Raw genomic sequence first — 17,595 nt, forward strand, 5'->3', positions numbered from 1 at the left:
ACCAGGTCCACGACTCCGTCTTCTACTGCGTCGCCAACATGCCCGGCGCCGTCCCCCGCACCTCCACCTACGCCCTCACCAACGCCACCCTCCCCTACGTCGCCGCCCTCGCCGACAAGGGCTGGAAAGAGGCCACCGCGACCGACCCCGGACTCGCCGAGGGACTGTCCACCCACGACGGACAACTGCTCTCCGAAGAGGTGGCCGCCGCCCACGGCTACACCGCTCACACGCCGGCCGCCTAGCCCTCCGCCGGGGTGTGCGGACGCACCGCACCCCTGTACGGCCACAACATCATCGGCCGCTCGCGACGACACCACCGGAATCGATCTGGGCGATGACCCGCGCCGCCTCGGGCCGCCCCCTCGATGTCGACGTCGATGCCGGGGTCCGGTCGCGGCCGCGATCACCGAAGGAGTGCACATGACAATTCCCGACCACCAGCACCTGACGAACACGAGTACGCACCCGAGTCAACTCGCGACTCCCGAGCCGGAGGGCTACGCCCGAGGGTTGAGTTCGCGGACGATTCAAATGATCGCGATCGGCGGGGCGATCGGCACCGGCCTGTTCTACGGATCGGGCGGCGCGATCGCACAGGCGGGTCCCGCGTTGATCCTGTCCTACCTCGCCGCGGGCCTGGCGATTTTCGTGGTCATGCGGGCACTGGGCGAGTTGCTGACCTACCGACCGGTCTCCGGCAGTTTCGCCGAGTACGCCCACGAGTTCCTCGGCCGGTTCGCCGGGTTCGCCACCGGCTGGACCTATTGGGCGGTGTGGGTGAGCACCTGCATGGCCGAGATCACCGTCGCCGGCAAGTACATCGAGTACTGGTTCGACATCCAGCCGTGGATCACCGCCCTGGTCGTGCTGACCGTGCTGTTCGGTGCGAACTTGATCTCGGTGCGGCTGTTCGGGGAGGCCGAGTTCTGGTTCTCCGCAATCAAGATCACCGCGATCGTCGGCATGGTCCTGATCGGGATCGGGGTGCTGACCATCGGATTCGGTCACGCCGCCCACCCGTCCGTGACCAACCTGTGGGCCGACGGCGGGGTCTTCCCGCACGGTTTCGGCCAGTCCCTGATGACCCTGCAGATCGTGCTGTTCGCCTACGTCGGCGTCGAACTCGTCGGGGTGACCGCCGGGGAGGCGCGTGACCCCAAGAAGACGCTGCGCAAGGCAATCAACACCCTTCCGGTCCGCATCGGCCTGTTCTACATCGGTGCGCTGCTGGTGATCATGTCCGTCGCCAGTTGGCGCAACTTCCAGTCAGGGAAGAGCCCGTTCGTCGAAGTCTTCGAGCAGATCGGAATCCCGGCAGCGGCGGGCATCATCAATTTCGTGCTGCTCACCGCCGCACTGTCCTCGTGCAACTCGGGGATCTACTCCACCGGCCGGATGCTGCGCAGCCTGTCGCTGCGCGGGGAGGCACCCGCCAGGGTCGGCACCCTCAGCTCCCGCGCGGTGCCGTTCACCGGAATCAGCCTCTCCGCGGGTGTCATGGTCCTCGGCGTCGTCGTCAACGCCGTCTCCCCCGACAAGGCCTTCACCTACATCACCTCGGTGTCCACCGTCGGCATCATCTTCGTCTGGGCCGTCATCCTGGTCTGCCACATGATCTACCGGTCCCGCGTCACCGACGGCACCCTGCCGGCCAGCGACTACCGCCTACCCGGCGCACCGGTCACCACCCCCTCGCCCTCGGGTTCCTCGGCCTGGTCGTGGTCCTGCTGTTCTTCACCGACAGCGGACGCACCGCGCTGGCGGTCGGCGCCGTCTGGGTGGGGTTGGTCTGCGTCGGCTACGCCGCCCTGACTCGACTGGCACCAGCAGGACGCGGCGGCTCCAGCAGCCAGCATGCCGCCGAACAGGGCACCCGATCCGGGGGCACGCAATGATCCCGGCCCGGCAGGCGGTATCCGGCGTGCCCGCCCCGTAGTCGGAAGCCGTCATCGACCTCGACGCGATCGCCCACAACATCCGGATCCTGCGCGAACACGCCGGTAACGCCGGTCTGATGGCCGTCGTCAAGGCCGACGGATACAACCACGGCGGCGCAGCCGTCGCCGCGGCAGCGCTGGCCGCCGGAGCCCGCGAGATCGGTGTCACCACCATTGCGGAGGCGCTGCAGCTGCGCCGGGCCGGCATTGCGGCGCCAATCCTGTGCTGGCTGAACACCCCCGAGGTCGACTACCGAGGCGAACATCGAGATCGGGGTTCCCTCCACCACGCATCTGCTCGCCATCGCCGCGGCCGCCTCCGCGATAGGGAAACCCGCGACGATCGCGATCAAGGTAGACACCGGACTCAACCGCAACGGCGCCTCACCCGAGGAATACCCCTTGCTGCTCGACGAACTCATCCGGCTCACCCGCGAGGGCACGGTCCGGCTGCGCACGATCTTCTCCCATCTCGCCCACGCCGATGAGCCGGGCAACCCGGTCCTCGACAGCCAACGCCAGCGATTCCTCGACGCGATTGCGACGGCGCAGGCGCGCGGACTCGAACCGGAAGTCGTGCACCTGGCGAACTCGGCGGCCACCCTCACCCGACCAGACCTGCATTTCGATCTGGTCCGACCGGGAATCGCCGTCTACGGGCTGACACCGATCCCCGAACTGGGGACCTTCGGGCTGATCCCGGCGATGACGGTCCGGACGCGGGTCGCGTTGGTCAAGGAGGTCGCGGCCGGCGAGGGAGTGTCCTACGGGCACGGCTGGATCGCCCCGCGCGACACCGTCGTTGCCCTGCTGCCCGCCGGCTACGCCGACGGAATCCCGCGCGCTCTCGGCGGGAAGTTCGACGTGCTGCTCGGTGGCGTCCGACGGCCGGGAATCGGCCGGGTGTGCATGGACCAGGTGGTCGTGGACCTCGGCCCGGACGGCGGCGGCGTCCGGGAAGGCGACCACGCCGTGTTCTTCGGCAACGGCCGACGCGGCGAACCCGTCGCACAGGACTGGGCCGACCCACTCGGCACCATTCACTACGAGGTGGTCACCGGACTGCGAGGGCGGATCATGAAGCGATACATCGGCGGTGGCTGAGGCCGGCCACCAGTTGCTGGTTCGGCAGTGTGATCAGGCGTCCAGGTTCACGAGGGCGCTGGACTACCTCTCGGAAGGCCTCGGGGGTGAGGGCGCCGATCGGTGAGCGTGGCTTCCGTGCTGGCGCGGACGCGTTCGATGACGGTCAGCTCGGGCAGGACCACCGGATGCCGAAGTTCCTGGGTTCCTCGACGGCGACGAGAAAGTGCAGGTAGGGGCGGACGTGGTCGGATCCGGTGCCGATGGTGGTGTTCACAGGTTGCCTTTCCGGGTGGCTTGGCGTGGTCGGAGGGGACGCAGGACGTCATGCCGGACAATGAGATTCAAGTATTCTCCGCCGCATCGAGACCGCCTGGAGATCCTCCGTCCCGCCCGTCGTTTCCGACCGAGCGCCCTGTGCGCGCGGTTCGTCGGAATTGTGACCGCATCCCGGGGGATGATCACCTCATGGAACGTGCGGAGGCCGGAAGCCACGGGACGCTGATGACGTTCGACCAGTTCGCGGATATCTTCCGGGACGTCGCCAGCCTCGGCGTCGTCAGAGACGATTTTCACCGGTTCGACGACGTCGTCACCGCGAAACTCTACGACCTGATCCTCGTCGCACAGGAGAGCGCGGCAGCCCAGCACCGGCACGTCGTCGAACCCACCGACCTGCCGATCACCCGAGGGTTACAGGAGAACATCGGATTGTTCCGCGAGCTCGGCCCCGGCCTCCGGGTAGACCCGATCGTCAAGCGACTGTCCGACTACCCGCCCCTCGACGGCATCCTCGCAACCGAAACTCGATCGGGGCTCCCCGACATCACCGGCGGACTCAGCGTCGCCCTCGCGCGCACCTTCCGCACCGTCTACCCCGAGTTGAGAACCGTGCGGGCGCGAACCACGCACTGGTCGGTGATCAGTACCCTCGTCGACCTCTATCTCTGACCTCCCAACCACGGCAGGCCACTGTCTCTTCATGCATTCGGAACACACCCCGGGGTGCAGAAATCCACCCCTGGAGGGATGGCCGCCCACCCCTTCAGGGGGCGTTGCCGGCCCCCAGTTCCGGCGAAGACTGGTGTTCGCCCACAAGGGACGCGGAAATTCACACACCACACTCAGGAGCAACGCAATGAACTCGACGAAGACACGCATCGCCGCAGTAGCCGCAACGGGCGCCGCCCTCGGACTGGGAATGTTCATGGCCCAGAGCGCGACTGCCGTCGCCGCACCCGCGCAGTCGACGTTCCCGCAAGTCGTCTCCCCCGAGTCCGGACTCTCTCCCTACAAGGTCGACGTCAGGGACCGTATCGGCTGCGCGAACGCATGGCCCATGGTCGCCTGCGACGCCCCCGACGAGGACGTGCCCCCGCAGGTGACCCTCGTCGAACCCGGCACCACCCTGGTCGAGCCCGGCGGCACATCCCTCTACGGACCCGCCGCCGCTTCCGTGAACTCCCAGCAGGCCGCCACCATCCACCAGGTCAACTACCCTCTCGAGCCCGACGACGGAGTGATCTCCCACTCGCTCGATCCGGACATGCCCTGGATGTGACATACGTTCGTGGCTGATTCACTCAGGATCTCCAGCAGAGTCTCACGGCCGCCGGTGCCATTGGCCCCGGCGGCCGAGACGTGTGCGATGACGTGTGCCTTCCGCATCTCGGAGTATTTAGAGAGACGAACCATCGATGACATCCGAATCCATGAGGTGGAGGATGAAACAGACCGGTCTCGCTCTGATCGTGGAACGGGTCTCGTTGTGACGGGTCGTTTCAAGCGAATCGACTTCTCCGCAGTTCCCGAGTGAACGTGAGGCGGCCGAGATGACGGCAGAAAACGTGATGGGCGCACAGAGCGCCGATCAAGAATGTGAAGACTGCGGCTACAAACCGGAACTGAAGCGAACTCTGGGCTCCTTTCAGGTGTTCGCTGTCTCGTTCGCGTTCATCTCGGTGGCGGTCGGGATCTTCGGCACCTACGACGACGTGCTTCGAGACGCGGGGCCGGTGGGGATCTGGCTCTGGGTCATCGTGGCGTTGGGGCAGACCCTCGTTGCGCTGGTGATCGCCCAGTTCGCTGCCCGAATCCCACTCAGCGGCTCCTCCTACCAATGGGCCTCACGGCTGGCCAACCCGAAAGTCGGCTGGTTGTTCGGTTGGCTGACCTTCTGTTACCTGGCGCTCGGCGTGGTGACGGTCGACAATGCGATGGCAAGCAGCGCCCTCATGCCACTGTTCGGCATGCAGCCCGACGAGGGCACGGCGCGCATGATCACGCTCGTCGTGGTCCTTGTTCAGGCGGTGCTCGTCGTGTTCTCCACGCGCCTCGTCGGCTTGATCACGTCGGGCGCGGTGGGGCTCGAACTGGTGATCGTGGTGGTGCTGGCGATCGGGCTCTTCGTCGCTGTCGCAATCTCGGGCGAGGGCTCGGTCGGCAACCTCACCTCGCGCGGTATCACCGAGGGCGCCCCCAACTATTTCGCTGTCGGCGGCGGGTTGATGGCTGCGATGATCATGGGGCTCGCCACACTCGTCGGCTTCGACTCCGCGGCGAATATGGCTGAGGAGGCCAAGGATCCGTTTCGCAGCGTCCCGCGCGCGATCGTGGGATCGGTCGTGGCGGCGGCGGTGCTGGGACTGGTGTTCCTGATCGCGCTCACGATCGCGATCAAAGATATCCCCCGGGTGAGCGACAGCGACACGCCGGTGGCGGCGATCCTGCGCGATCAGCTGGGTCCGGTGATGGAGAGGTCGCTGCTGGTCGCGATCGCGTTCGCATTCTTCGGCGCCGGGATGGTGACCCTGGCCACCTGCTCGCGGATGGTGTTCGCGATGTCGCGCGACGCACGTTTCCCTGCTCACCGGCTGATGCGCCGAGTCAATCCGCGCACGCAGACACCCATTCCGGCGACCATCCTGATCGTCGTCGTGGGGGTCGTCCTCATGGCCGTGCTGCCGGGTGGCGCCCTGCTGGAGTTGCTCACGGTAGGGACGGTCATCTCGGCAGTTCTCTACGGCGCGATAATCGTCCTCTATCTGGCGGTGCGGAGACGACTGGATCGGAAGGCGGGTGCGTTCGATCTCGGGCGCTTCGAGTTGCCGGTCGCGATCAGCGCGCTGGTGTGGTCGGCTGTCGTGTTGTTCGTGATCGTCTCGCCCTCGACTGCTTTGACCTCGATCCTCATTGCGGTCGGCTTGCTCGTCGCAGGCGGGTTGTACTTCGGCTACCTGTTGATATTCAAACGCGAGGTACTGGACACCGAGCCAGGAGACGCCGATGTCTTCTCACACTGACCGAGAGGTCAAGCCCCTGACTGCCGCGACCACCATGCTCACCGGTGACGTGGTGCGTGCGGGCGACTCCGGTTACGAGGCGGCGCGGGTCGGCTGGAACCGCCTGTATTCCCGCTACCCCGAAGCCATCGTGTTCTGCTGCGACACACAGGACGTGGTCCACGCGGTCCGCTGGGCACGCACGGAGGGCATCGCCCTGCGTGCCCGCAGCGGTCGCCACAGCCTCGAGGGCTGGTCGTCGATCGACGGCGGGCTGGTCGTGGACGTCAGTCGGATGAAGAGCATCGTGATCGACGAAACGGCGCGCACGGCGACGGTCGGGACGGGGCTGACGCAGAAGGAGACGGTCGCGGCGCTCGGGCAACGCGGCTTCGTCGTTCCGACCGGCTCGGAGGGCGGCGTCGGTCTCGGTGGGGTGATTCTCGGGGGTGGCTTCGGGCTACTGACCCGAAGCATGGGTTTGGCCTGCGACAACCTACTCGCAGCGGAGGTCGTGGTAGCCGACGGCTCACGCTCGGCGAAGGTCGTGGAGGCGACCGAGCACAGTAACTCCGACCTGCTGTGGGCGTGCCGTGGTGGAGGCGGCGGCAACTTCGGGATTGCGACGTCCTACACGTTGAGGCTGCACGAGCTCTCGAACGTCACATTCCTGGTCGCGAGGTGGACCGGTCACGGCGAGCTGGGCGCCCTACTTCGCGCGTGGCAGCGCGACGCGCCGGTCGCCGACGAGCGGCTGACCAGCGCGCTCGAGGTGGATTCGACCGCGGTCGAGCTGTCTGCGCTGCTGTACGGCGGTTCATGGCGAGAACTCGAGGACCAACTGCGCCCGCTGCTGACGATCGGCGACCCCGACGTGACTGTGACGGAGGACGCCTGGCCGACCGTGTACGGCGACGTCGACAGGGGCCCGGATGACGTCGCCCTCTGGAAGTTCTACTCGCAGTTCGTCACCCAGCCGTTCCCCGACGAGGCGATCGATCTGATCGTCCACTACATGGGCAACACGCCCAGCCCGCCGAGCAATTTCTTCTGCACGAGCTTCGGCGGGGCCGTCCGGCATGCGCCGCCCGGCGGAACCGCGTTCCCTCACCGCGACGCACTGTTCTACTGCGAGCCGGGTGCCGCCTGGAACGACCCCGCCCTGAACTCGACGGCACTGGGCTGGGCGGCCGACTTCTGGCGCGCGTTGCGCCCCTACGGTGACGGCGCCTACGTCAACGTGCCCAACGCCGCCGCGGCGGACTGGGAACGTGAGTACTACGGCTCCCACCGCGAGCGGCTGCGCGAGGTGAAGGCCACCTACGACCCGGAGAACGTGTTCAACTTCGAGCAGAGCGTGCCCCTGTCACCGGCTGACCCGTCCCGCGTCCTACGCTGGGGCGATGGCGGTCAACCGGAGTCGCAGGGCCAGGGGCGCCCGTAAACGCAAGCGTCGGATGGAGAGTGTCGAGCACGATCTCACCGCCGAGCAGTGGAGTGCACTCACCGAGGCGTGGGGCGGCTGCGCGTACTGCGGCGCGACCGACAAGCCGCTGCAACGCGACTGCGTGCAGGCACTGTCCCGCGGCGGGCGTTACACCCTCGACAACATCGCCCCGGCCTGCGGCTCGTGCAACGCCAGTAAATGCAACGACGAAGTCACCGGCTGGCTGCGGCGCAAGCGGCTTGACGAGCGCGCCTTCCTGTTGCGTCACATCGAAATCAAGACAGCACTCGCGCTGCGGTTCCCCACGCAACCGGGCACCGAACTCGAGGCGCCGGAAATCACCGGCCCGTAATCGCAGACCCGTGTGACGACCGCGTCTACTACTTGGTGCCGAAGAGTCGGTCGCCGGCGTCCCCGATGCCGGGCAGAATGTACCCGTGCTCGTCGAGTTGGCGGTCGACGGCGGCGGTGTAGATCGGGACGTCGGGGTGCGCCTTGTGCAGGGCGGCAACGCCTTCGGGGCAGGTCAGCAGGCAGACGAACTTGATGGATTTGGGACCGCATTCCTTCAGCCGCTCCACCGCCGCGACGGCGGAGTTGCCGGTGGCCAGCATCGGGTCGATCACCACCACGTCGCGCTCCAGCAGATCGCCGGGCATCTTGAAGTAGTACTCCACGGCTCCGAGGGTTTTGGGATCGCGGTAGAGACCGATATGGCCGACGCGCGCACCCGGCACAATTGTCAGCATGCCGTCGAGGATGCCGGTACCCGCGCGCAGGATGGAGACGAAGACCAGTTTCTTGCCGTCGATGACCTTGCCTGTCGTGAATTCCAGCGGTGTCTCGACGTCAATCTCCTGCATCGGGATGTCGCGGAGGACCTCGTACGTCATCAACGCGGAGATCTCGTTTGCCAATCGTCGAAAGCTGTTGGTGGAAGCATCCTTACGGCGCATCATCGTGAGCTTGTGCTGCACCAGCGGGTGGTCGATCACGTGTACCGTGCCCATGTATTCGTCCTCGTTTCGTTCTAGAAGACCGTGCCGTCGCTCACGGCGTTCAGCGGCGGCAGCCCACCACGCGAGCGCTGTGCCAGCGCACGGCCCGCCGCCCAGGTGCCGCCCTCCAGGACGCAGGCCAACGGCATCGCTCGGGAATCCACGCCCAGACGTGCGCGCACCAGCGGGGCCAGCTCGTCCAGGAGCGCTACCGTCAACGCGCGCCACTCGACCACCAATTCGTCTCCCGCCGTCCAACTTTGCGCAGCCCACGCCGGATCGTGCAGGCGGAGCACGCCGGTGTCGAGAAGCAGACCGCCGTTCCGGTACTCGGGCAGGCCGGTCAGCTCGTCCAACCCGACCACCTCGACACCGGCCCACTGGAAGGGCTCGAGCAACGAATAGCTCAGCCACTGCGACAGTTTGTGAAACGGCATCCAGCCCTGGGTCAGGCCCGGACCGGCCACCGCGGCGTGGCGCCAGCAGTCGCCCAACGGCTCCGCGCCGATGGCGTTGCCCGCCGGCCAGATGCCCGACAGCGACGTCAGGAGCTGCGACAGGATGTCGTGGGCGGCGACCGTCGCCGGGGCCGCACCCTGCTGGGCGACCAGAAGGTCGAAGAGGCCACCCGGCCGACCCTGCGGACCGAACACCTCGGGCTGTGCGGAGAGCGCCTCGCCCAGCCGTCGCAGCAGCAGCACGCGACCGTCGAGGCCTACCAGCGGATTGGACGGGCCGGCCTGGAACACCTCGGCCAACCGGTCCGTGTCCAGACCACGCAGTCCTGCCGCATCGACCTGCAGCGGGTGCGCCGCGTCGCTCGAGAACAGGCCGCCCAGGAACGCGTGCCAGCTCGCGACGCCCAGCCCCTCGGAACGGGCGAAGCGCTGCCCGCCGGCAACCTCGTGGTAGTGCCAGTCGGGTCCGGCTCCTGCATCGAGCAGCACGCTGACCACGGCCAGGTCGATCATGGCGCGGGCGCGGCCGCCCGGTGCATCCAGCGCGGTCAGCCGTGCATCCAGCTCGGCTTTACGGTCGACGCCGCCGGCTTCGAAATGGCGCCAGCGGCTGTGGTACGGGATCTTCAGGTCTGGATAGCGGGCACGCGTGACGTCGGCGACCTCGGCAGCGGCCGTCTGCAACGCGTAGTCGTCGACGTCGAACCAGAGTGAATCGCCCTCGCGGGCACGGGACAGCAGCTGTCGCGCGCGCTCCCGCACGGCCGACGTGGTACGCAGAGCCGCGACCGCGCCCTCGGCCCGCCCGGTGTCCAGGGCAGGACCGACGCCGATCACGCTCATCCGTCCAGCTCCCGGCCCTTGACCTTCGCCAATTCGTCAGCGTCCGGCACCGCGCCCGGGGTGAAGTAACCGGCGGCCATCTTGGCGTCGATCTCCACTCGCGCGTCGGCCGGGATCAGACCCGCGGGGAGGTCCACCCGCTCCACGACCTCGATACCCGAGCCGGTGATGGCGTCGTACTTCATGTTGCTCATCGACACCAGGCGGTGGATCTTTCTGACGCCCAGCCAGTGCAGCACATCGGGCATCATTTCCTGGAAGCGCATGTCCTGCACGCCGGCCACGCATTCGGTGCGGGCGAAGTACTGATCGGCCGTGTCGCCGCCCACTTGGCGCTTGCGCGCGTTGTAAACCAGGAACTTTGTCACCTCGCCAAGCGCACGGCCCTCCTTGCGGGAGTACGCCACCAGGCCCACGCCACCGCGCTGCGCACCCTGGATGCACTCCTCGATCGCGTGCGTGAGGTACGGGCGGCAGGTACAGATGTCGGAGCCGAAGACGTCCGAGCCATTGCACTCGTCGTGTACGCGTGCGGTGAGTTCCACGCCAGGATCGGCAAGATCACGAGCGTCGCCGAAGATGTACACGGTCTGACCCCCGATCGGGGGCAGGAACACCTCGAGGTCCGAGCGCGTCACGAGTTCGGGATACATGCCGCCGGTCTCCTCGAACAGCACGCGGCGCAGATCCGTCTCGCTGCAGTGAAAGCGCTCCGCCACACCCGGCAGGTGCCAGACGGGCTCGATGGCCGCCTTGGTGACCAGCGCAGCACCGCTGGGCAGCAGGAAGCGGCCGTCCGGGTGCAGGCGACCCTTCTGGATGGCCTCCATGACCTCCGGCAGGATCACGTGCGCCTTGGTGACTGCGATGCTGGGGCGGATGTCGTGACCGGCCGCCAACTCGGCGGCGAAGACCTCGGCCACCGTGGCACCCCACGGGTCCAGGCTCACGATCTTGCCGGGCTCGCTCCACTGCGGGTACGGGCCGATGATGTTCGTGGGCGCGGTGTTGGTGAGGTCGGCCTTGTGATGGCGCGACAGCGCGCCCGACGCCACCGCCAGTGCCCGGTAGATGCTGTACGAGCCGCTGTGCGTTCCGATCACGTTGCGGTGGGCGCGGTTGGTGGTGGTGCCGACCACCGGTCCGCGCTCGGACGCCGTGGGTGCTCCCCAGTGGATCGGCAGGGCCCCGACACCGCCGCTGTGTGAGGTCAATCGGATGTGGCCGCCGGCAGAGTCGGGCGTGGCGGCGACGGATTCAGCGGACATGGCGTTCCTCCGTTAAGGAAGGCCCGGCGGCACGGCATGCCGCCGGAACGTGTCTCCGGCGCCGGATGCTGCCGACCACCGGAAACCGAAGCATAACCACTCTGTCGCCACAATGTCGTGTGGTGAAGACGGGGACCTGTCCAGGCGATACGGCAGCATGAGCGAACCGAATCGCGAGGCCCATCCTTCGCAGGTCACCGGCGTCATTCGCGCGTTCTGAACTGCCAGGGCCCGACCTCAGGCGGACCGGCCCGCCGTCGTCGCCCAGTACCACCAGCTAGCCGATCCCATCGCGCGCGCGATGGGATGGCGCCGACGAGCGGAAAGCCTCGAGGACCTGGGATAGTGTCGCCGAGGTGACGAAGAATCGAGCGCGAACCGTCGACCTGCGAACCCAGATCGAGGCGGACGACGTCTTCGCGCGTGGCGACGCGTTGCAGGCCACCGTGCCGTCGAGTGCGCACGGGAGCGCCGCGGTCGGCGCTGGACGGCCGGATGTGCTCGATTTCGTCGAGGCCAGTAACCAGGGGAGGCTGGCGAATCTGATTCCGCTGCGAATCGGTCGAATGATCGCCTCCCCGTTCGCGTTCTTCCGCGGCGCAGCCGGCCTGATGGCGGCCGACCTCGCCACCTCTCCGGTCACCGGATTGACAGCGCAGTTGTGCGGTGACGCCCATGCGGCCAACTTCGGCCTGTACGGGACACCGGACGGTCAGATCGTTATGGACATCAACGATTTCGACGAGACCCTCCCCGGCCCGTGGGAGTGGGATCTCAAACGCCTCGCCGCGAGTCTGGTCCTCGCCGGACGTGAAGGCGGTGTGTCCGAGAACGGTTGCATCGAGGCCGCCGAAGATGCCGTCAAATCGTATCGGCGCACCATCCGCGATCTCGCCGAACTGCCATTCCTTCAGTCCTGGAATGCGCTGCCGGACAAGTCGGTGCTCGAGCGGGCCAAGGCCGACGCCCTGCTCGACGACTTCGACAAGGCCGCGCAGAAAGCGCGACGCAATACCAGCGAGAAGGTGGCGGCGAAGTGGACCGCCCACCTCGAAGATCACGAGACCGGGATCCGCCGGCGACGGTTCATCGACGACCCGCCGGTCCTCACCCACGTCGACCGCGCAACCGCCGATGCCGTGACCGATGGTCTGGAACTCTATGTCGAGTCACTGCGCGAGTCCCGCAGGAACCTGATCGCCCGATTCGCCGTGTCCGACGTCGCGTTCCGGATCGTCGGAACCGGCAGCGTCGGTCTGCGCAGCTATATCGCCCTGCTGCACGGTAATCGGGACGAGGTGCTCGTACTTCAACTGAAACAGGCCCGGCCGTCCGCACTGTCGGCGTTCCTACCGGTCGACGAGCCGAAACACGAGGGCAAGCGGATAGTGCACGGCGCCCGGCTGGTGCAAGCGGAATCGGACATCCTGCTGGGCTGGACGACGATCGACGGCCTCCCCTACATCGTGCGGCAGTTCCGAAATCTCAAAGGGGACATCGATCCCACCGGTCTCGAGCAAGACCATCTCGACGACTACGGCCGGCTCGCCGGCGCCCTGCTCGCGCGTGCACACACCCGCTCGCTCGATCCGCGGGTGCTCGCCGGTTACTTCGCCAGCGACACGGAACTGGACGAGGTGATCGGGCGATATGCCGTCAGCTACGCCGATCAGACCGAAGCCGACCACGCAACACTGGTCGCCGCGGTGAAATCGGGGCGAATCGCTGCCGAGCCGGCCTGATTCGGCACGCAAGCACCACGAGCAGCTGGTGGCGAAACCGAGAGAGGCCGCCACTCCCCAAGATACGAGGCGCAGGTGCACCTCGTATCCACCCGAGCCGAAACGCCTCGGATTCGTGAGTGTGAGTGGCGACCTCTTTCGTCGCAACGAGACCGTACCTCGCACCTCTGACATGAATTCCAATGGTGGCCGGCCGCGGCGAGAAAGGAGGGACAAGCAGTTGGTCAACTCCCCTACGGCACGTTGAAGATGCCTCTTGCTCCCACGTACTCGACCAGGTTCCCCATGGCGGAGGCGGTAACAACCCCGGTACCGGTGTGGGCAAAGCCAGGCTTGTCCTTGGTCACGGAAGCAACACCCGATGTTCCGTTGGACAGGTTGGTCCAGGCAACCCACAGCACGACGGATTCCATGAGTGCTGGGTCGTGAAACGTCACGACCCCCGGCGCATCAGCCGTAACCGCAAACGGGACGTCGATACAGGCGGGGAAGCAATAGCCGAAAGTCCCTGAAGCCCACACGCGGGGTATCTGAAACGGCGTCGACACCGGCGCCGCTGTGGCCGCACCAGGACACCAGACCAGTGGAGTTGCGGCGAGACCCACAGCGAGAACGGCCCTACGCAGAGACCATCGGCGACGGTTCATTCACACGAGCCTCTCGTCCGTGAAACTACAACTCGGCATCCTCTCCGACGCAAGTACTTGCCTCATCGTAGCGATCGTTCCTGGTCAGCACGCGGAAATACCGGCAAACGCGTTGGTCCGACGCGCCTGGGTTGAGACTGCCGCGTACCTGCTCGCGCAGATGCGCCGGGACGTGCCACGCCCCACTGATTGCAGTGGGACCGGACCGCAATCGGCACTGCGTTCAGGGCGGCGGCCTTGCGACGCACGCTCGATCGCCCCAGATATTCGACCCAGGAAGTGCACCGCATAATCTCCACCTGGTCGGCTCACTACTGATGCGAGTGCGAGCCCTTCGCACGTGCCGCCTGCAGGCTCTCACAGGACTCTGCGGCGGCAGAGCGCCGTCGCCGCCAGATCGTCCACCGGACGGACAGGGCAAGCACACGCGGCACGACGAAATACACCGCCGTGGGAACGACGACACCGGTGAGCGACAAAGCCCGCAACCAGGTCGGCCAGGTGGCCGTGATCGGACCCGACAAGGTCATGACGGTCATGCCCACCGTGACGAGCGGGAAGATCGACACCCAGGTGACGACCACCCGCAAGTGGACGGACGGGGCCCCACCGGCATGAGATCCCGAGGGCGCCCGTCGGCCCGTTCCGTTCGTGGAGGCCGGCGCTTCGTGGTCGTCGGAGCGAGATATTCGACCACTGTCGATGCGAGAGCAAGAGATTCCATCCTGAGTAGCCCTTCTCGTAACTCCAACTATTCAGTTGCCGTTCGACCGTAGGGGCTGGACATGCGGATTGCAACCAGACAGTTGGAGTTGTCGTAGGATGCAGCCGTGGCGTGGGATACCGAACGAACCAAGCGACTTCTCATCGAGGCCGGAGTTGCAGAATTCAGTTCGTTCGGTCTGGCCGGTGCTCGTGTCGATCGGATCGCCGAGAAAGCAGGCGTGAACAAAGAGCGCATCTACCAGTACTTCGGCAAGAAGGAAGCGTTCTTCAGCGCGGTCCTCGAACATGAACTCGCAACCACGCTGGCCGCTGTCGAACTGTCCGGTCACGGGGTCGCCGCCATCGCCGACTACGCCGGTCGCCGATTCGACTACCAACGCGAGCACCCCACCTTCACCCGTCTGCTGTTCTGGGAGGGACTCGAACTCGAGGCACCCGTCGCGGAAGCATCGCGACAGAAGCACGCTCAGGCGATCGTCGCCAGCGCACGGGAAGCTGTCCCCGAACTTTCCGAGAGCGACGCCCAGGAACTGCTCATCACCGTGATCACGCTCGTCGACGGCTGGGTAGCTCTCCAGACCGCAGACCGGCTGTTTTCGACACCTCTTCCGCGTGGTCGCGACCGGGACGCGCGCCGACGCGATTTCATCGTGATGACGGTTGAGGCCGCCACGCGGGCCGCACTCACCCGAACCCCCGTCGGCCCGGACCCAACTCGCCGCCGGCTCGCCGCGGATGGGTGATGCGCGGGTTCCGCATTGCGGTCCACCCGAGCGGATGGAGCTGGCAAGGTCTAATCATGGCGTTCGGGTGGCGGTCGGTCACTGCGGAGTGGCCGCTGGTGATACCACCGGTCTCCGTCGCGGTACTGGGACTGACGTGGGGCCAAGACATCGGCACCGTTCTGGTGCTCGTCGTGGCGGTGGTGCTGGTCGGTGCGGTGCTGGCTGCCGTTCATCACGCCGAGGTGGTTGCGCACAGAGTCGGCGAGCCGTTCGGATCGCTGATCCTCGCTGTCGCGGTCACCGTCATCGAGGTCGGATTGATCGTGACGTTGATGATCTCGGGTGGCCCGGCGACGGCCTCGCTTGCCCGCGACACGGTATTTGCTGCGGTGATGCTCACCGTCAACGGCATCATGGGGTTGTCGCTGTTCGTCGGCTCACGAAGGTACGGGGTCGCGCTGTTCAATGCGGAAGGTACCGGCGCGGCACTGGCGACCGTGGCGTCACTGGCTACCTTGAGCCTGGTGCTGCCGACCTTCACGACGAGCCGGCCGGGCCCCGAATTCTCCTCGGCTCAATTGATATTCGCGGCAGTGGCGTCGCTGGTTCTGTACGGGATGTTCGTCATCACCCAGACCGGACCGCATCGGCACTTCTTCCTGCCCGTCATCGCCGACGAACCTGTGAGCGTCGACGACCGGAACGCCGCACCCCCGACGGGCAGGATGGCGGGCATGAGCCTCGCCCTGCTGGTGCTGGCTCTGTGCGCAGTCGTGGGATTGGCGAAGGTCGAGTCCCCAGCGATCGAGGACGCGGTCGCAGATGCCGGATTGCCGCAATCCATCGTCGGCGTCGTCATCGCACTGCTCGTACTCCTGCCGGAAACCCTCGCCGCGGTGCGGGCGGCGCAGAGAAACCGGATCCAGATCAGCTTGAATCTCGCCTTGGGATCGGCGATGGCCAGCATCGGGTTGACCATCCCCGCCATTGCCGTCGCCTCGATCTGGCTGGACGGCCCACTCCTGCTCGGTCTCGGTCCCACCCAGGTCGTGTTGCTCGCCATCACCGTGGTGGTGGGCATGCTGACGGTGGTCCCCGGCCGTGCCACCCGACTCCAAGGTGGCGTCCACCTGGTGCTGCTGGCTGCCTACGTGTTCCTTTCCGTCAACCCTTGACCATCGTCCGGCGCGTCACCGCTCGCGGAGTCATCACCAGCGAGCCTTCCCGATATGCGGTCGGGTAAGTTTCCGCGCATGAGAACCGCATCGTGGGTCAGCGCGGCGGCTGCGGTGCTGTTCGGTGCCACCACTGCCGCAGCGTGGCGGAAGGCAACCCTCGCCGATCAGGCCAGGCGCGAGGCCGAGGCTGCGCTGGACGCGGCGCTCGAGCAGGTCACCGTGTTGACCCGGATCGCCGAAGCCGCGCAGCGAGCATTCCCACAGCCGCAGGACGTCCAGTTCGAAGTCCAGCGGATCCGTGGACCCGTCGACCGGTTCCGGCTCCGCAACGTCGGAACCGGCACCGCCACCGACGTGCGGTTCATCGTCGATCCCGCCGAGGAGCAGAACCGCCGGATTCCCACGCCGCAATGGCTGCAGGAAGAACCCGTGACGTTGCTGCCGAAGGAAGGGGCCGACTTCGCCGCGAGCGCGCTGTCTCCCGTGGGCGGCTCGTGGCGAATAGTCTTTCCGGCCTTCGTCACCGTGATCTGCGACGAAGCCGGCCCTCCACGACGGGTGGACCTGCCGACCGCTGTCGTTGCCGAAGACGGCGTGATCGGCTGACTCTCCGAAACCCGCACCCGGCGAACAGCGGGGCCGTCAGCGACTTCCCTGTCCCAGACGGTTCCCGACGCGATCGAACCACTCGAGTACCGCACGTTCGTACACGATCCCGAAGTCCAGTGTGGCCAGCGCAAATCGGTTGGATCCGTGCACCGCGGCGTCACGCTCGTATTCGGCGAGCTGACTCTCGTGCGCTGCACGGTGCGAGTGCAGCATCGCGGCCAACCTCTCGGGCGGAAGGTGCGCGCCGAACGCGACGGTGAGCAGCATCGGATAACGGATGTTCTCCGGGCCGGGGTCGCGCTCGATCCACTCCGCGAACGCCCGGCGACCGTCCTCGGTGAGGGTGTACGGCTTGCGCTCGCGGGCGCCTCGCTCCCCCGCCTCGATCAACCCGGCACGCTCCATCGCGGCCAGCTCCCGGTACACCTGGCTGGTCGTGATCGACCAGAACTTGCCGATGCGTTCCTGTGCGGTCACCACCAGGTCCCATCCGGTCTTGGATCCCTCGTGCAGGAATCCGAGGAGCGATGCCGCAGTGGCGTTGAGGGGGCGTTCGGCCATGGCACGGTCCTTCGCATAGTCGGGGGTTGACATTCCACTGTGGCATATCGATCATGGTAGTAGCGACATTCCACAGTGGAATGTCATCG

Annotated in this window: 15 protein-coding genes and 3 pseudogenes; 13 read left to right on the forward strand and 5 right to left on the reverse strand. The window is 66.6% G+C overall.

Annotated features, from left to right (window positions below; translation table 11 throughout):
- The 8 genes and pseudogenes from HGB39_RS26675 to HGB39_RS26710 form a co-directional block, all read left to right on the forward strand.
- Positions 1 to 245, forward strand: a pseudogene (locus HGB39_RS26675) (alanine dehydrogenase); the annotation flags it as partial.
- A 178-nt stretch (positions 246 to 423) separates the two neighbouring features.
- Positions 424 to 1,898, forward strand: a pseudogene (locus tag HGB39_RS26680) (amino acid permease).
- 53 nt (positions 1,899 to 1,951) lie between these two features.
- Positions 1,952 to 3,044: pseudogene (gene alr, locus HGB39_RS26685) on the forward strand (alanine racemase).
- A gap of 447 nt (positions 3,045 to 3,491) precedes the next feature.
- Positions 3,492 to 3,974, forward strand: coding sequence for a DUF1931 family protein (locus HGB39_RS26690; RefSeq protein WP_005575215.1), 483 nt, complete (start codon positions 3,492 to 3,494; stop codon positions 3,972 to 3,974).
- A 187-nt stretch (positions 3,975 to 4,161) separates the two neighbouring features.
- Positions 4,162 to 4,584, forward strand: coding sequence for a hypothetical protein (locus tag HGB39_RS26695; RefSeq protein ID WP_043794287.1), 423 nt, complete (start codon positions 4,162 to 4,164; stop codon positions 4,582 to 4,584).
- Positions 4,585 to 4,855: 271 nt separating this feature from the next.
- On the forward strand, positions 4,856 to 6,325 hold the full coding sequence (locus tag HGB39_RS26700; protein ID WP_043794289.1) for an APC family permease: 1,470 nt from the start codon (positions 4,856 to 4,858) through the stop codon (positions 6,323 to 6,325).
- On the forward strand, positions 6,309 to 7,748 hold the full coding sequence (locus tag HGB39_RS26705) for an FAD-binding oxidoreductase (protein WP_231137598.1): 1,440 nt from the start codon (positions 6,309 to 6,311) through the stop codon (positions 7,746 to 7,748). The genes HGB39_RS26700 and HGB39_RS26705 overlap by 17 nt, the downstream gene beginning before the upstream one ends.
- Positions 7,749 to 7,761: 13 nt before the next feature.
- Positions 7,762 to 8,103 (forward strand): HNH endonuclease, encoded by a 342-nt coding sequence (locus HGB39_RS26710; protein WP_005575223.1) that lies wholly within the window; start codon positions 7,762 to 7,764, stop codon positions 8,101 to 8,103.
- A gap of 28 nt (positions 8,104 to 8,131) precedes the next feature.
- Here HGB39_RS26710 and upp read toward each other — a convergent pair whose 3' ends face one another.
- Genes upp through HGB39_RS26725 form a run of 3 tightly spaced genes read right to left on the reverse strand, consistent with a single transcriptional unit; the run spans position 8,132 to position 11,318 of the window.
- On the reverse strand, positions 8,132 to 8,761 hold the full coding sequence (gene upp, locus HGB39_RS26715; RefSeq protein WP_005253200.1) for a uracil phosphoribosyltransferase: 630 nt from the start codon (positions 8,759 to 8,761) through the stop codon (positions 8,132 to 8,134).
- 20 nt (positions 8,762 to 8,781) lie between these two features.
- Entirely contained in the window at positions 8,782 to 10,050 is a 1,269-nt protein-coding gene (locus HGB39_RS26720) for a URC4/urg3 family protein (RefSeq protein WP_005575225.1), read from the reverse strand.
- Positions 10,047 to 11,318 (reverse strand): GTP cyclohydrolase II, encoded by a 1,272-nt coding sequence (locus tag HGB39_RS26725; protein ID WP_005253198.1) that lies wholly within the window; start codon positions 11,316 to 11,318, stop codon positions 10,047 to 10,049. The genes HGB39_RS26720 and HGB39_RS26725 overlap by 4 nt, the downstream gene beginning before the upstream one ends.
- 356 nt (positions 11,319 to 11,674) lie before the next feature.
- On the opposite strand from HGB39_RS26725, the gene HGB39_RS26730 reads away from it, so the two are divergent.
- Positions 11,675 to 13,060, forward strand: a complete 1,386-nt coding sequence (locus HGB39_RS26730; protein ID WP_005253197.1) for a DUF2252 domain-containing protein — start codon at positions 11,675 to 11,677, stop codon at positions 13,058 to 13,060.
- A gap of 233 nt (positions 13,061 to 13,293) precedes the next feature.
- Here the strand turns inward: HGB39_RS26730 and HGB39_RS26735 are convergent, their stop codons facing one another.
- Positions 13,294 to 13,473 carry a hypothetical protein gene (locus HGB39_RS26735; RefSeq protein ID WP_133983916.1) on the reverse strand — a complete coding sequence of 60 codons (180 nt, stop codon included), beginning with the start codon at positions 13,471 to 13,473 and terminating at the stop codon, positions 13,294 to 13,296.
- Positions 13,474 to 14,175: 702 nt separating this feature from the next.
- Here HGB39_RS26735 and HGB39_RS26740 point away from each other — a divergent pair.
- The 4 genes from HGB39_RS26740 (at position 14,176) to HGB39_RS26755 (ending at position 16,942) form a co-directional block, all read left to right on the forward strand.
- Positions 14,176 to 14,325 carry a hypothetical protein gene (locus tag HGB39_RS26740; protein WP_155756016.1) on the forward strand — a complete coding sequence of 50 codons (150 nt, stop codon included), beginning with the start codon at positions 14,176 to 14,178 and terminating at the stop codon, positions 14,323 to 14,325.
- A gap of 212 nt (positions 14,326 to 14,537) precedes the next feature.
- Complete coding sequence (locus HGB39_RS26745) at positions 14,538 to 15,176, forward strand: TetR/AcrR family transcriptional regulator (protein ID WP_005253195.1); 639 nt, start codon at positions 14,538 to 14,540, stop codon at positions 15,174 to 15,176.
- Between the two features lie 56 nt (positions 15,177 to 15,232).
- Entirely contained in the window at positions 15,233 to 16,333 is a 1,101-nt protein-coding gene (locus tag HGB39_RS26750) for a calcium:cation antiporter (RefSeq protein ID WP_064080345.1), read from the forward strand.
- Positions 16,334 to 16,411: 78 nt separating this feature from the next.
- Positions 16,412 to 16,942: a hypothetical protein gene (locus HGB39_RS26755; RefSeq protein ID WP_005253193.1), complete on the forward strand. Its 531-nt coding sequence runs from the start codon at positions 16,412 to 16,414 to the stop codon at positions 16,940 to 16,942.
- Positions 16,943 to 16,978: 36 nt separating this feature from the next.
- Here the strand turns inward: HGB39_RS26755 and HGB39_RS26760 are convergent, their stop codons facing one another.
- Positions 16,979 to 17,506, reverse strand: coding sequence for a PadR family transcriptional regulator (locus tag HGB39_RS26760; protein ID WP_005253192.1), 528 nt, complete (start codon positions 17,504 to 17,506; stop codon positions 16,979 to 16,981).
- Positions 17,507 to 17,595 lie beyond the last annotated feature (89 nt).

Source organism: Rhodococcus opacus (assembly GCF_012396235.1).
GTDB classification, from domain to species: Bacteria; Actinomycetota; Actinomycetes; order Mycobacteriales; family Mycobacteriaceae; genus Rhodococcus_F; species Rhodococcus_F opacus.